The organism is Micromonospora sp. WMMD723 (assembly GCF_049863385.1).
GTDB classification, from domain to species: Bacteria; Actinomycetota; Actinomycetes; order Mycobacteriales; family Micromonosporaceae; genus Micromonospora; species Micromonospora wenchangensis.
In genome coordinates, this window is record NZ_JBMKNR010000001.1 from 6546437 (window position 1) to 6558652 (window position 12216).

A 12216-nucleotide genomic window follows, 5' to 3' on the forward strand; every position below is an offset into this window, starting at 1 on the left:
GGGACTGGTGTTCAGCGGTGCATCGCGGTGACGAGCGCGTCGACGACCGCGTCGGCCTGCTCGTGGTTCAGCCGCGGGTCGCACAGCGACCGGTAGGCGCGACCGAGTTGGCTCTCGTCGACCACGCCCGCGCCGACGCACTCGGTGACGTCGTCCGCGGCGATCTCCAGGTGCAGACCCGCCGGCTCCCGGCCCTGGCTGCGCAGCACCTCGACGAAGGTGGTCAACTCGTCCACGATGGTGTCCAGGTGGCGGGTCTTCACCCCACCGGCACCGCGGACGGTGTTGCCGTGCATGGCGTCGCACATCCAGGCGACCGGGTGCCCGGCGTCGGCCACCGCCCGGACCAGCGACGGCAGGTGGTCGGCGATCTTGCGGTGGCCCATCCGGCTGATCAGGGTGAGCCGGCCGGGCCGGCGGTGCGGGTCGAGCAGGGCGCAGATCCGCAGCACCTCGTCGACCGTCGCGCTGGGGCCGACCTTGACCGCGACCGGGTTGCCCAGCCCCGCCAGGAAGTTCAGGTGGGCGCCGTCCACCGCGCGGGTGCGCTCACCCACCCAGGGCAGGTGCGTCGAGCGTAGGAACCACTCGCCGCTGGCCTCGTCGAGGCGGGTCAGCGCCTGCTCGTACTCGAGGATCAGCACCTCGTGGCTGGTCCGTACACCGCCGCCGGCCGCCGACAGCTCCGCCACCACCTGCCGGGCGGTGTAGTAGCAGGACAGCAGCCGGTACGGGTCGGCCTGGCGGGCGGCGGCGGTGGCTTCCGGCTCGTTGACCATCAGCCCGCGGAACACCGGCAGCAGGTGGCCGTCGACCGCTTCGAAGGGCTCCGAGCGGGGCTTGGCGAACTGGCCGGCGAGCCGCCCCACGCCGATGGTCGGGCGGCGCAGCTCGCGGGCCAGGCGCTCGCCGAGGGCCGTGATGGCCCGGTGTTTGGCCCGTGCCGAGGTGGTGGCGGCCATGCCGAGCGGCTCGGCGCAGTCGCCGGCCTGAAGCACGAACGCCTCACCCGCGCTGGCGCGGGCGATGTCCTCCCTCAGCCGCCTGATCTCCGCGACCTCGGTCAGCGCGGGCAGGCCGGACAGGTAGTCGGCGACAGCGTCGAGCTCGTCCCGGTCCGGCCAGGTCGGCTGCTGCGCGATGGGCAGCGTCCGCCAACCGGCGGGGCTCCAGCTGTCGGTGGTGGGCGCCTCGGGGCGCCGTACGAGAAGCTGTGGCGATGGCATAAGTCTCTCCCCCTGTATTCTTCGGGGCGGCCCGGTCACCGAAGAAGGCGCCGCGATCCGGTACGGACCGTATAGGCGCAAGAGACGATCGGCACAGGGCCATGTACGCCATCTCGCTAGTACCACTGGGATTGGCACCTGACTATTTGGCTACATGGACCTTTGGCCCGGCGGGAACGACTTATACGCTCTTCCTCAATGCAGCCCGGCCGTTCGAATGCGAACGACCGGTGAACTGCTCCACAACCGTCGTCAGGCGGGTCACGCCGGAGAGGATCTTCTCCGGTGGGGTGGCCGCGTAACCGAGGACCAGGCCCCGCCCGATCCCCTCGAGTTCGTCGCCGAACGACGAGAGTGGATAGACCCGCAACCGTGCCTCCCGACCGAGCCGGGCCAGGCGTTGTTCGTCGGCGGTGTCTGGCAGGCTGGCGACCAGATGGGTGCCCCGTGGGGCGGTGTCGATCGTGACGAACCCGCCCAGCCGGCCACGCAACGCGCCGACGAGAATGTCGCCGCGTTCCCGGTAGACGTCGCGCATTCGGCGTACGTGCCGGGCGAGGTGATTCGCCTCGATGAACTCCGCGAGCGCCGCCTGGGTGAGGATGTTGAGTGAGTTGACCGTCGCCCGCTGCACCTCGGTGACGATGTCGACCAGATCCGGGGGGACCACCAGATAGGCCAGGCACAACCCGGGGAAGAGCACCTTGCTGAAGGTCCCGACATAGATGACGCGCCCGTCCTCGTCACCCTGGTGCAGCGGCGGGCCGGGGTTCTCCGCCCAGAACTCGCCGTCGTAGTCGTCCTCGATGATCCAGGCGTCGTTGTCGCGGGCCCAGGCGAGCACCTCGGCCCGACGGGCGGCGGACATCCGCACCGACAGGGGGAACTGGTTGTTGGGCGTCACCACCGCCATCCGCGCGTCCGGGTGACGGGCCTTGCCCACCGCTACGCACATGCCCTCGGCGTCGACCGGGACGGGGCAGGTGTCCGCGCCGGCGGAGTGCAGGGCGCCCCGGATGGCCTGCAGGCCCGGGTCCTCGACGAGCACCTTCTCCCCCGGTTCCAGCAGGGTCAGGGCCATCACGTGCACGGCGATCTGGGCGCTCGGCTGGATGATCACCTGTTCCGGGGTGCACCGGACGCCCCGCATCAGCCCCAGCATGGCCGCGATGCCCTTGCGCAGCGGCCAGTAGCCGGCCGGGTCGCGGTGCGTGTAGAGGGCGCTGGTGAGCTGGTGCGACTTGCTGAACATGATCTGGCCCCAGACCTTCGACGGGAAGAGGTCCAGGGCGGGCATGCCGAGGGTGAACGGCCGGTCCGGGTAGCGCAGCTGGTCGTGCGCCGGGGTGAAGTAGGCCGACGCCTCAGCCATCCGGCGGGCGGCCCGGGTGATTCGCAGGGGGGCCTTGGTCGCCGGGCGGGGCAGTTGGGACTCCATCTCCCGCACGCTCTGCCGGGTGGCCACCCGGGTGCCGGACCCCACCCGGCCGTCGAGGTAGCCCTCGGCGAGCAGCCGGTCGTAGGCCACCAGCACGGTGTTGCGGGAAACCCCCAACTCCTTGGCCAGGGTGCGGGTGGCCGGCAGTCGGGTGCCCGGGGTGAGTTGACCCGCCTCGATGCTCCACCGTAACTGTTCGTACAACTGTTGGTAGAGCGGCGCCGTTGAATGACGGTCGATGAGGAAACCGCTTCCCGGCAGCGCGGGAGACTCACGTGGCATGCATTTGTCCTTGCCCGATCGGGCGCGGCCGGGATTACCTGTGGGCCCGGCCGCGCTGACGATCCATCTCCCGACCGAGGCGGCTCAAGAAACGGAAATGACCATGCCTACAACTTAGCTACCGACGGAAGCGTGACGGACCCGGCCGGTAGGACGATTCCTGACACAAGTTTGTCCAACTGGGCCGCGTTGTCCACGATGTACGGAAAGGTGGTGCTGGAGTCGGCCGCCCGGTCATCCGGCCGGCGCGGCAGGGTCACCGGCATCGCGGAGTCCAGAATGGACCGTCCCGCCGGGCGGGAGGTGGTCAGGTCGACCACGCCCCCCGCAGCCAGCGTCCGGTAGGTGGCCAGTTGGCCGGTGAGGCTGCCGAGCCCACCCGCCGCGAACACCGGCCGGCGTTCCGGCTGGCGGACGGCGGAGTCGAGAGCGAACCCGGTCAACCCCACCACCAGCGGCGAGCGCCCCGGGTCCAGATAGGCGATCTTGCAGACGTCGTCCTGGTCGGCGCAGATGTCCGGCCGGACGCTGGCCTTGGCCGGCTCGGTCAGGTCGACGTCGAGCACCCGGTAGCGCGGACGCTCCCCGGTCAGCCGTTCGTGACACTGCAACACCGCCGCGCCCGTCGCGTCGGTCAGCACCACGTCCGGGTCCCCCAGCAGGTCGGCCGACCAGGGGCTCGGCGTCTGGATGGGCGTCGAGATCACCACCGCGCCGACGATCAGGCCGGCGATCAGGGCGACCAGCCCCTCCGCGCTGCCCATGGTCAGGATGGCCAGCCGGGTCTGCGCGCCGTCACCGGGCTCGCCGATCCGGCCGGCCAACGTCGCCGCCTGACGCAGCAGGTCGCCATAGGTGATCGACGACTCGCTCTGGTTGGGCAGCTGGAACCGCACCGCCTGACCGGTGGCCCACCACCTGTCGGAGAGCAACTCCTCAAGCCAACGCATGATCCCTCGTTCCGGTCGTCACGACGCCCTTGGCCTTCAGCAGGAACAGCGACAGGTTGCCCTCGTGGGGAATTCCGGGCGCGCTGTCCCAGGGCAGGGTCAGCCCGCAGGTGACCTTACGGACGCTCGGATCGGCCACCACCGCGGCCCGCAGGTCGGCGTCGTCGGTCAGCAGGTTGAGCACCAGCGCGTCGCCGAGGGCGGCGGTGCCGTCCGCCCGCCGCCAGGGCGCCACCACGACGAACGGGAACGGCAGCTCCGTCCCCACGGCCGGATGCCGCAGGTCGTCCGTGGACAGCACGGTGGGCAGCGGCCGGTGCGACCCGTCGGGCAGTCGCACCAGCGGGTCCGCGCCGGCCGCCGTGTGCACCACCGCCCCACCCCCGGTCAGCCCGGCGAGCTGCCGACGCAGACCCTCGGCGCGGGCGGCGTCGACCACGGGCAGGGTGGCGTCGGGGGCCGACACCTCGGGGCTGGCCAGCGCGTCGAAGCGGGCGGCGAGCGCTGCGGCGACCTGCCGGGGGTCACCGGTGGTCAACACGAGGGAGATGTTGTTGCACCGGGTCCCGCCGTCGTGCGCCGCGCTGACGGTGAGGTGGTCGAGGACGTCGTCGGTCAGCGGTCCGTCGAGCAGGACCCGGCTGCGTCCCGGCCCCCGGGTGGTGACCGTCGCGCTGTCGGCCCACCGCCGTACGGCGTCGCTGCCGCCGTACACGATGCCCCGGTCGGCGGCCTCCAGGAGGTACTCCCCCACCGCGCGCTCGCACGGCAGGAAGGAGATCCGGTGCTCCGCCAGGCCGGCGGCGAGCAGGGCGAGGGTCAGCCGGCGGGCGGTGAACGGCTCCCGGGTGCCGGGGCGCACCAGCACGCTGTAGCCCAGCGCCAGCGCGTGCAGCCACGAGTCGTTGGGGGCCGGGTGGTTGCTGGCCATCACGGCCGTGAAGAGCCGACCGGCCGGCACCCAGGCCGTGTCGTAGCCGTCGCCGAGCCGGGTGCCGGGCAGCTCGGCCCGGGTGGTGGCCGGCAGGTGGGTGAGGCTGCGCACGATGTCGGCCACGGCGTTGCGGACGGTCACCCGGGGCAGGCCGGCGGCGAACGCGACCCGCCGCTCGTACTCCTGCGGGGTCTCCCCGTCGAGGTCGGCGGTGGCGAACAGGTCGGCGGCCCGCAGCAGCAGGTCGTGCCCGACCGGCGTGCCGTCGGCGGACCGCCGGGCCCGGGTCACCGCACCGACGGCCATCAGCCGTGGCGCCATCCCCACCTCGCCCAGCAGGTCGCCCCGGACGTCGGCCAGCGGGGCCCGGTCGAGGCTCGCCACCGGCCGGCCGCAGACGATCGGCTCGACCACGATGCCGGCCACTCAGTACACCCCCTCGATCACCCGGACGTCGCCCACCTCGGCCACGGTGCCGACCTCGGCCAGCCCGTCGACCGTGGCGTCGCCGACGGGCTCCACCCGCACGGCGGTGTCCCGCTCGATGACGTTGGGCAGGAACATCTCGTCGCTGACCAGACTCAGCCGGACCCGGCCACGCTGACCGTAGTCGACCACCGCACCGGCGTCGTCGACCACGTCGATCCAGACCGCCTCGGCGTACGGCTCGAACACGCACAGGTGCCGGTCGTCGGGAAGCCGGGGCCGCTGCGGGGCGACACCCATCAGGGTGTTGCCGTAGATGCCCACGATCGTGGTGTCCGGGAAGAACACCTCCTCCACCTGACGCAGGCTCTCCGGGCTGAACGAGGTGCCGGCCCAGATGATCGTCTCGACGCTCCGCTCGACGGCCGCGTGCAGCTCCGGGTCGGCGCAGATCGCCTCGATCAGCGGGGGCGTCGTGCTGAGCACCTTGACCGGTTGCGAGCGCAGCACCTCGGCCGCCTGGTCCAGCAGGTGCCGCACGTACCGCTTGACCGTGTCGGCCTCCCCTGCCGCCACCAGCTTCTTGACCCAGCGCGGGTCGAAGTCGACGGTGTGGAACAGGCCGTTGCCCAGGGAGGCGTAGCGGGCGCAGTCGTAGGCGAAGACGTGCGGCCCGCTCGGGCCGAGGTGCAGCCAGTGCGCGGGGTCGGCGATGTGGTGCGCCCGCAGCCGCTGCATCGCCCAGGAGAGCAGCCGACGCCGGTAGTCCCGGTCGACGATGCGCTTGGGCGCGCCACTGGTCCCGCCCGACTCGTACACCCGGAAACCGGTGCCGGTCAGGCCGCGCGGGATCAGGTCGCCGACCGGGACGTGCCGCAGCTGGTCGGTGAGATCCGGGAACCGCACCAGGTCGGCGGCGGTGTCGATGTCGCGAAGCGGATCGAAGTCGAGCAGCCCGCGCTGGCGCAGCCAGAACGGCGAGCCGGTCTGGGGGTCGAAGTGCCATCGCAGCAGCCGCCGGAGCCGCTCGTCGAAGGTCTCGACGGGACTCGACGCCACCGCCGTCGTGGTCAACGTGTTCATCCTCGCTCCTCGCCGATCGTCTGGTGGATGATGGGCCGGACCGCCTCAGTGGGCGGCGACCGCGGGCTCCGGGTAGGACATCGACAGCCCGATCTCGCGGGTGGCCGCGAGCTCCTGCGCCACCTCGGCCAGCTTCTCGCCGACGCGCTGCACGGAGTCCACGCCGAGCGGGAGCCGGAACGGCGGTTGCGGGTTGCGGCCGAGGTCGATGATGGCCGCCGCCGCCCGCGCGGGGTCGCCGGCCTGCGCGTGGTTCTGCCCGACCGACCAGGCGCGGACCCGCCCGGAGGTCTCGGCGTACTCCGGGAACTCGCGGCCGGCGAAGTGCAGCGAGGAAGGATCGAGGAAGTCGGTCCGGAACAGGCCGGGCTCCACCAGGCACACCTGGACGCCGACCGGCTCCAGCTCCACCCGCAGCGCCTCGCTGAGCCCCTCCACCGCGAACTTCGTCGCCGCGTAGACGCCCCAGCCCATCTTGGCGCTGAAGCCGAGGACCGAGCTGATGTTGATGATCCGGCCCCGGCGCTGGCGCCGCAGCACGGGCAGCACGCTGCGGGTGACGTTCAGCAGGCCGAACACGTTGGTGTCGAACACCGCCCGGGTCTCGGCGTCGGTGGCCTCCTCGACGGCCCCGAGCAGGCCCCGGCCGGCGTTGTTGACCAGCACGTCGATGCCGCCGAAGCTCTCCACCGCGGCGAGCACCGCCCGGTCGGCCTGGGACTGGTCGGTGACGTCGAGCGGGACCACGAGCAGCCGGTCGGGGTAGGACAGTTCGGCCAGGCTGCTGGTGTTGCGCGCCGTGGCGACGACCTGTTCGCCGCGCTCCAGCAACTGCCGGACGATCTCCAGGCCGAAGCCCCGTGAGGCGCCGGTGACGAACCAGACGGACATGCTTCTTCCCTCCTGTGGCACGGGCCGACGGGTCGCCGGCCGGCGGTGTGGTCAGATGGTGTGGGCGGCCTTGCGCGCGTCCTCGCGGGCGCGTTCGAGGTCCGCGGCCAGGAAACGGGTGAAGTCGGTGGGCCGCAGCGCGACCTCGATCACCGGGTCGACGCCGATGGTGCGCAGCCAGTAGTTGAGGTACGCCGACTGGAAGTCGACGCCGAACTCCGGCGGGCACCCGGGGGTGTAGACGCCGCTGGTGTAGACGACACAGGCCCGGCGGCCGGTGAGCAGGCCCTGGTAACCGTGTCGCGGATCGAGGCGGAACGTCAGCCCCGGCTGGGTGACGATATCAATGAAGTGCTTGAGCAGGTAGGGGATTCCGAAGTTCCACATCGGCACGGAAAACAGATAGTGGTCAGCATCGGTGAACCGGCGTACGAGTTCCTGGGTCTGTTGCCACGACATCGCCTCATCGGCGGAGCCGGTGGCACCCGAGATGGCGTTTTTCTTGGCCGCCACCGCCACCGCCCCCACCGGGGGCAGGGTGGTCGCGGAAAGGTCCAGCACATCGAGGGTCGCCTGCGGGTGGCACTCGAGGAATGCGTCGACAAACGCCTCGGCGACGGCGGCCGATCGGCTTCGCGGGCCCGTCGGAGTGGCTTTGACATGCAGCAGTCTGGTCACCTCTCGACCCGCCCCCGCTGCGCACCGGACAGGGCCGCCCCGGACCGGCCGCAATGACCGCCGAAAGCTGACGAAGGTGTCATGGTTGCACTCTCTGTGTCGCCGGAGGGACGGAACGTCAGGAAGGCTAACCCACCACTTGCGGGGCAACCAGAGCCATTTCCTGGCCGCAGACAGTGCCACTGGGCAGTCCACTGCCCAGCGTTGACGTCGTGCCGTGAGCATGTCGTCACGGCAGGTGACCAAATGGCCTCGGAAAATCCCGGCTATAGACGTCCATCATCGGCATTGATCGCTGGAATGCATCATTTCGCGTTAACCGGCCGGTGTCGGCAACCTGACCCGCCAGTTACGAGTCGGATTTCCGCATTCAACCCGGTGACGGCGCGGAGAGCCGGCCGTAAACGGCGGTGAAACACCCACCGGTCGCGTTTCCCACCAACCCCCCGCACACCGCGACCGGGCTGGCAAATGGCACCCCCGATCCGTCGGACATGGACATGTCGGGCGGCAGAATCCGCTGCTACGGTCGGTGGCCCGCGCAGGCCCCGCATTAACGGCGCCGGCCGGCGGACCAGCCCTCTCCCGCTCAGATCCGGAGATCTCATGAAGTCCGTAGCCACCCCGGCCGAACTCACCGTGGCAATCGTGATGGCCGACATCGCCCTCGTCCTGCTGGTAGCCCACCTGTTCGGCGGAATCGCCAGACGGCTCGGGCAGCCCGTGGTGATCGGCGAGATCGTCGCCGGCATCGCGCTGGGACCCAGCCTGCTCGGCCTGCTCCCGGGCGACCTGACCGCCCTGCTCTTCCCCGCCGCCGCCCGGCCGTACCTGTCGGCCATCTCGCAGGTCGGCCTCCTGCTGTTCATGTTCCTCATCGGGTGGGAGTTCGACAGGCGCGTGGTCTCCCGGCACAAGAGCCTCACCCTGTCGGTGTCGGTGTGCTCCATCGCCCTCGCCTTCGCCCTCGGCGTCGGCCTGGCCAACCTCATCTACCCCCGGCACGCCACGATCGCCGGCAAACCCGTGCCGTTCCTGGCGTTCGCGCTCTTCCTCGGCGCCGCCATGGCCATCACCGCGTTCCCCGTCCTGGCCCGCATCCTGCGCGACCGGCGACTCAGCCACACCCGGGTCGGCGTGCTGGCACTGGCCAGCGCCGCCATCGACGACGTGCTGGCCTGGTGCATCCTGGCGGTGGTCGCCGCGGTCGCCACCGCCCGCGACGCCACCGACCTCGCCCAGGTGGTCCTCATGTCCGCCGGGTACATCGCGGTGATGGCCCTCGCCGTCCGCCCCGGCCTGGCCGCCCTGATCCGCCGGGTGGGCCCCAACACCTACCAGCTCGCGGCCATCACCGCCGCCGGCGTCTTCCTGTCCTCCTACGCGACCACCTGGATCGGCATCCACGCCATCTTCGGGGCGTTCGCGTTCGGGTTCGTCATGCCCCGCCAGCCCGCCGAGGCGCTGATCAAGCACGTCCGGGTGCCCTTCGAGAACATCGGCCTGGTCCTGCTGCCGGTCTTCTTCATCGTCACCGGGCTGAGCGTCGACATCGCCGCGCTGAGCCCGACCAACCTGCTCGAACTCACCGCCATCGTCCTGGTCGCCTGCGTCGGCAAGATGGCCGGCGCGACCCTGCCCGCCCGCGCCTTCGGCCTGTCCTGGCCGCAGGCACGCCGGCTGGGCGTGCTCATGAACACCCGGGGACTGACCGAGCTGATCGTGCTCAACATCGGCGTCTCCCTCGGCGTCCTCGACGGACAGATGTTCACCATGATGGTCATCATGGCCCTGGTGACCACCGCGATGGCCGGACCGCTGCTGGCCACCCGCGCCGCGTCGAGCGACGAGACGCCCGCGCTGGCCGCCGAACCCGTGCCGGTCGGCCGGTGACGACAGTGGGCCGGCCCCGGGGGTACGCGCACCGCGTACCCCCGGGGCCGGCCCCACGGATCAGTCCAGGGCGTACCGCTGCCAGAGCTGGTGGACCTGCGCCTCGGCGGCGGCCGGCACCCCGGTGCCCGAGCTGAACACGTAGTCCCAGGCGACCCCGGACGCCTCCGTCTTCAACACCTCCGGCACGATCCGCTCCGCCACCGGCAGCAGCCCGTCCCACGCCACGTCCACGTAGTTCGTCGTCGCCGACGGGTCCCGGTCGTGCGGGCCGGGATAGGGGGCGCGGGTCACCACGGCGTGCCCGACCAGCCCCCGCTGGCGGCCCTGCAGCAACAGCCAGGCGTCCGCGCCGACCGGGATGTTCACCCGCCGACCCACCGTCCACGACCCGGCCAGGGTGCGCTGCGGGGACACCCCCGGCGTCAGCGCCTCGTAGCTCGGCGTCCACCCGTTCCACCGCTGCGGGTTCCAGCCCAGGATGATCGCGGCCACCCGGTCACCGCCCCGGGGTCCGCGCGGGCGTGCCGTCGTACTGCGCCACCAGGCGCTTCGGCGCCGCCCGCCGCCAACCCTCCACCACCAGCTCCCGGATCTCGTCCGGGTCGGCCGAGGCGAGCTGGGCGCGGACCCAGCCGTACCGGCCGAAGTAGTCCGCCGGGTCGTAGGTGTCCGGGTCGGCCGCCATCAGCTCGGCCTGCTCCTCCTTGGAGGCCCGGATGATCGCCACCACGCCGTCGGCGGAGGTGCTGGCGAAGATGCGGTCGCGCACCCGGAACGTGGGGTGACCCCACGTCTCCTGTTCCACCGCCTCCGGCATGGCGAGGGCGAACTCCCGTACCTGCTCGGGTGTCAGCATTGTCGGTTCCCTCCGGGTCAGCGGGCACGACGCCCGCGGCGGGGCGCACCGCCCATTAGACGGTCGACGCCGGGTGCCGTCCGGGCGGACGCGCCGGCCGGCACCCGGGAAGGGTCGGACAGGACCGGACGGCGTCCAGCAGCGTGCCACGGCCCGGCGGTACGGGAAACGGCCACTTGACGCCGCCCGACGGGGCCAATCGCCGCCGTCGGGGAACGGGCCCGGCCGGCGGGGCGAGTGGTTCCGGACCGGGCGGCGATGTGGCACTGGCCGCCCCCGACGGCCGGCCATACCTTCAGGCCACCCATCCTGCTCGATACGTTCGGGAGTCAAGCCATGACCGGAATCAACCGCAGGACATTCCTCGGTCTCACCGCCGGCCTCGGCGTCGCCGGCCTCACCGGCTGCGGCAGCAGCCTCGGCGCCACCGCCGCCAGCGGCGGCGACAGCAACACCGTCAAGGTCGGCCTCGTCATCCCCCAGGCCGGGGTCTACACCCCGCTGGGCGTGGACATCCAACGGGGCTGGGACCTCTGGCTGCGCCAGCACGACGGCCGGCTGGGCGGCCGCCGGGTCACCACCGTCGTCGCCGACGAGGGCGAGGGCCCGCAGACCGGCGTGCCGGCGGTGCAGAAGCTGCTCCAGAACGACCGGGTCGACGTGCTGGTCGGCATCGTCAGCTCGGCCACCGCGCTCGGCGTCCGGGACCTCGTCACCAGCGCCCGCCGGCTGCTGGTCATCGCCAACGCGGGCGCCGGGGCCATCACCGCCGCCAACCGCAGCCCCTACATCTGGCGCACCTCGTTCACCAACGCCCAGGTCGCCGCCGCGATGGGACGCCACCTGGCCGCGAGCGGCGTACGCCGGGTCTACGCCATCGCCCCCGACTACGTCGCCGGCGCCGAGGCGATCAAGGGGTTCAGCGACGCGTACCGGGCCGGTGGGGGCACCATCGTCGGGCAGAGCCAGCCGCCGTTCGGCAAGACCCAGGACTACCAGCCGTTCCTCAGCCGCATCCAGTCCTCCGGCGCCCAGGGCACCTTCTGCTTCTTCGGCGGGGCCGAGTCGGTGGCCTTCGTCAAGCAGTACGCCCAGTTCGGGCTCTCCCGCACCATCCCGCTGTACGCCTCCGGGTTCCTCGTCGAGGGCGGGGTGCTCACCGCGCAGGGCGCGGCGGCCGACGGGGTGCTGTCCACGCTGCACTACACCTCCGAACTGGACAACCCCGCCAACACCGCGTTCGGCAAGGCGTTCCGCGCCGCCTACGACGCCGCCCCCACCGCCTACGCCGTGCAGGCGTGGGACGCCGCCGAGGTGCTCTCCCGCGCCATCGCGCAGGCGAAGGCCGTCGACGGCGACAGCCTCGCCGGGGCGCTCGGCTCGGTCGGCGTCATCACCGACAGCCCGCGCGGCCCGTGGTCGTTCGTGGAGCAGTCGCCCCGGCAGAACTTCTACCTGCGCCGGGTGCAGACCCGGGCCGGCGCACCGGTCAACGGCGTGGTCGAGGACCTCGGTCCGCTCGACCCGCAGGCCTGACCGGGCCAGCGGACGGAGCA

Annotated in this window: 11 protein-coding genes; 2 read left to right on the plus strand and 9 right to left on the minus strand. The window is 71.8% G+C overall.

Features of this window, described 5'->3' with window-relative positions:
• Positions 1 to 11 precede the first annotated feature (11 nt).
• The 7 genes from ACN261_RS28345 to ACN261_RS28375 form a co-directional block, all read right to left on the minus strand.
• A complete protein-coding gene (locus tag ACN261_RS28345; protein WP_425853081.1) occupies positions 12 to 1226 on the minus strand; it encodes a 3-deoxy-7-phosphoheptulonate synthase in 1215 nt (404 codons plus the stop codon).
• A gap of 181 nt (positions 1227 to 1407) precedes the next feature.
• The gene (locus ACN261_RS28350; protein ID WP_421482712.1) at positions 1408 to 2946 is read right to left on the minus strand and encodes a PLP-dependent aminotransferase family protein; all 1539 of its coding nucleotides are present in this window, start codon (positions 2944 to 2946) and stop codon (positions 1408 to 1410) included.
• Positions 2947 to 3053: 107 nt separating this feature from the next.
• Positions 3054 to 3896 (minus strand): hypothetical protein, encoded by an 843-nt coding sequence (locus ACN261_RS28355; protein ID WP_421482713.1) that lies wholly within the window; start codon positions 3894 to 3896, stop codon positions 3054 to 3056.
• Positions 3883 to 5256, minus strand: a complete 1374-nt coding sequence (locus tag ACN261_RS28360) for a hypothetical protein (RefSeq protein ID WP_425853083.1) — start codon at positions 5254 to 5256, stop codon at positions 3883 to 3885. The genes ACN261_RS28355 and ACN261_RS28360 overlap by 14 nt, the downstream gene beginning before the upstream one ends.
• Positions 5257 to 6339 carry a hypothetical protein gene (locus ACN261_RS28365; protein ID WP_421482715.1) on the minus strand — a complete coding sequence of 361 codons (1083 nt, stop codon included), beginning with the start codon at positions 6337 to 6339 and terminating at the stop codon, positions 5257 to 5259. It abuts the gene before it with no gap.
• 45 nt (positions 6340 to 6384) lie between these two features.
• Positions 6385 to 7230 (minus strand): SDR family NAD(P)-dependent oxidoreductase, encoded by an 846-nt coding sequence (locus ACN261_RS28370; RefSeq protein ID WP_425853085.1) that lies wholly within the window; start codon positions 7228 to 7230, stop codon positions 6385 to 6387.
• Positions 7231 to 7281: 51 nt separating this feature from the next.
• On the minus strand, positions 7282 to 7908 hold the full coding sequence (locus ACN261_RS28375) for an FMN-dependent NADH-azoreductase (RefSeq protein ID WP_425853087.1): 627 nt from the start codon (positions 7906 to 7908) through the stop codon (positions 7282 to 7284).
• Positions 7909 to 8514: 606 nt separating this feature from the next.
• Here ACN261_RS28375 and ACN261_RS28380 point away from each other — a divergent pair.
• On the plus strand, positions 8515 to 9801 hold the full coding sequence (locus tag ACN261_RS28380) for a cation:proton antiporter (protein ID WP_425853089.1): 1287 nt from the start codon (positions 8515 to 8517) through the stop codon (positions 9799 to 9801).
• Between the two features lie 60 nt (positions 9802 to 9861).
• Here the strand turns inward: ACN261_RS28380 and ACN261_RS28385 are convergent, their stop codons facing one another.
• Both ACN261_RS28385 and ACN261_RS28390 read right to left on the minus strand, forming a co-directional pair.
• On the minus strand, positions 9862 to 10296 hold the full coding sequence (locus ACN261_RS28385) for a hypothetical protein (RefSeq protein ID WP_421482719.1): 435 nt from the start codon (positions 10294 to 10296) through the stop codon (positions 9862 to 9864).
• A 4-nt stretch (positions 10297 to 10300) separates the two neighbouring features.
• Positions 10301 to 10660: an MmcQ/YjbR family DNA-binding protein gene (locus tag ACN261_RS28390; protein WP_204923256.1), complete on the minus strand. Its 360-nt coding sequence runs from the start codon at positions 10658 to 10660 to the stop codon at positions 10301 to 10303.
• Positions 10661 to 10996: 336 nt separating this feature from the next.
• Here ACN261_RS28390 and ACN261_RS28395 point away from each other — a divergent pair, with 336 nt between their 5' ends.
• Positions 10997 to 12196, plus strand: coding sequence for an ABC transporter substrate-binding protein (locus tag ACN261_RS28395; RefSeq protein ID WP_421482720.1), 1200 nt, complete (start codon positions 10997 to 10999; stop codon positions 12194 to 12196).
• Positions 12197 to 12216: the final 20 nt, after the last annotated feature.

What these genes read in the sequence shown, in the direction of transcription:
- ACN261_RS28345 (WP_425853081.1), bottom strand. Translation starts at nt 1,226, where the DNA reads ATGCCATCGCCACAGCTTCTCGTACGGCGCCCCGAGGCGCCCACCACC.
- ACN261_RS28350 (WP_421482712.1), bottom strand. Translation starts at nt 2,946, where the DNA reads ATGCCACGTGAGTCTCCCGCGCTGCCGGGAAGCGGTTTCCTCATCGAC.
- ACN261_RS28355 (WP_421482713.1), bottom strand. Translation starts at nt 3,896, where the DNA reads ATGCGTTGGCTTGAGGAGTTGCTCTCCGACAGGTGGTGGGCCACCGGT.
- ACN261_RS28365 (WP_421482715.1), bottom strand. Translation starts at nt 6,339, where the DNA reads ATGAACACGTTGACCACGACGGCGGTGGCGTCGAGTCCCGTCGAGACC.
- ACN261_RS28370 (WP_425853085.1), bottom strand. Translation starts at nt 7,230, where the DNA reads ATGTCCGTCTGGTTCGTCACCGGCGCCTCACGGGGCTTCGGCCTGGAG.
- ACN261_RS28380 (WP_425853089.1), top strand. Translation starts at nt 8,515, where the DNA reads ATGAAGTCCGTAGCCACCCCGGCCGAACTCACCGTGGCAATCGTGATG.
- ACN261_RS28390 (WP_204923256.1), bottom strand. Translation starts at nt 10,660, where the DNA reads ATGCTGACACCCGAGCAGGTACGGGAGTTCGCCCTCGCCATGCCGGAG.
- ACN261_RS28395 (WP_421482720.1), top strand. Translation starts at nt 10,997, where the DNA reads ATGACCGGAATCAACCGCAGGACATTCCTCGGTCTCACCGCCGGCCTC.